A 1,868-nucleotide genomic window follows, 5' to 3' on the forward strand; every position below is an offset into this window, starting at 1 on the left:
TCCTCCTCCACCTCCTGGGTATCCCATTTCCCAAATCCGGTATCTCCATCCGCGGATCCAAATCCTCCCGCAGTCACATTCATGCTATTTAGAAATGCAAATAGCATAAGATAAATCTTGATTCTACTTCTTGTATCTTTCATTTTATTATTCTCAATTTCATTTTAATTATGTTTTTAATCTTTAGATCCTGCCTTTTAGCAGTAGAAGAGCACTGTGTGGGAATCTTCTACTGCTAAAATTATATGGTTTGGTCTAAAGATTGCAACCTTTTAGATGAATTAAGCAGAGCCTCTAAAATTCTCGAGTTGGTCTTGCTCGGAAATTAAATGTTTTCTCAGCTAAGTTTGACCATCCATTCCTGAAATCGCGTATATAACTGAATCTTAGGGAGTTTTGATATATCTCATTAGTTGTTGAAGTCCAATACATTGTATCCAGTCTTCCTCCAGTCTTTTGAAAGTTTCCTATTTCATTAATATTGCTGTACATCAGGTCAAGCTCCCCATGACTTGGCAAGTACCAGTCATCGTAACCATTTACCGCATATCTATCAACAGTGGCTGCCACACCAAGACATTCGTATTCTATCATGTCTAATGTGTTTTCTTTCCCTTCACCTAGTCCACGCCTTAACGCTTTACCTTCGAGGCTTTTGTAATGACAAAGCCATTGTCCGCGGACATCCTCTGGTGCAGCTTCTAGTCCATGAGAACCATCTTCATTTACAAAAAACACCCATCCACCTGCGGGACCAACATCACCGACATTGTATTCTATTGAGCACTCAGAGTTCTGAATTTCCTTCCTATCATCAATTGATAAAATATCAACAAAGTCTTTCTTTTCTTCGTTATTCAAGTTATCAAGATGATCACATATATTATCCTCCCATGTGAATCGACGAACCGGGCGGGTATACAGCTTATATCCAGCGTATACGGGTCTATATTTTACCCGGGAGTCTACTTGCGAATATTCATCGGGGTAGAAAGAATAAATATAAGCCGACCATTCATCATCTTCATTATGAAAAGTTGTACCACTCCAATACAAAGATTCTTTCATGTTAGTTTCTAAACCAGAATCTTGAATATCTTTTATTATCTTAAGTTCATCGATAGACGGCAACCTCCAATCTAGGTGTTGATTATGATCCCAGTGATTCTCTAGGTATTCTTTAGCTTCAAACCATGTTAGCTCAAACTCTGGATAATCAGGGTAGTAATCATCGAGGTCAAAAGGTGCTGCTTCTACCCCACTATTACCAGAAATAGACACTGACAACACCAGACCTCCAGAAGGCCCCATATCTCCAACCCGATACTTATTCGTCAGTTGAGTAGGTCTAAGGGGTTCAAACCCCGACGCATTTACGCTTTGAAAACTTAATAAAACCAGTAGTAACGTTATTTTTTTCATGTTAGCCCCCTTTTTTAAAAGATATTCCTTAATCATGACATGTGGATAGGTTCTCTAAGGCTACGCCAAACATGCACCCAAGCGAATTCCTCATCACCTAAGTCTTGCAGGTATACCTGGTGGTGGGTTAAATCTGTTATTAGGCATGAATATCTCGTCCAAATTCGACTTTATTAATTAATAGTCCAATGACAATATCATGCATTTGTTCTATTTTGGAAAAACAGATTGTTCGACGCGTTAAGCGTTTAATCCATGTTCTAAAATTTAGGTTTTTTCGTTCAATTTTTTGAGTGTTTTGTTTGCCTATTTCATGTTCATTTACATCTAAGTTTCGCTCATAAGCCCCCCAGTCATCTGTATAATATCTGCTTATTTCAAAAGGAGTCAGTAAGGCTTTTAGCTCTTTGAAAACATCATCTTTACGCTTGCCAAATACATAAGCA

At 38.2% G+C, this 1,868-nt stretch carries 2 protein-coding genes; both read right to left on the reverse strand.

Annotated elements, in window-relative coordinates; all coding sequences use genetic code 11:
- Positions 1-294: 294 nt before the first annotated feature.
- Entirely contained in the window at positions 295-1,422 is a 1,128-nt protein-coding gene (locus tag CDZ78_RS19105) for an Lcl C-terminal domain-containing protein (protein ID WP_167374412.1), read from the reverse strand.
- Between the two features lie 139 nt (positions 1,423-1,561).
- Positions 1,562-1,868: IS1 family transposase (locus tag CDZ78_RS19110; protein WP_244559297.1), on the reverse strand; the 307-nt coding region annotated here is incomplete at its 5' end.

Origin of the sequence: Bathymodiolus platifrons methanotrophic gill symbiont (assembly GCF_002189065.1) — a bacterium.
In the GTDB taxonomy this organism is placed as follows: Bacteria; Pseudomonadota; Gammaproteobacteria; order Methylococcales; family Methylomonadaceae; genus Methyloprofundus.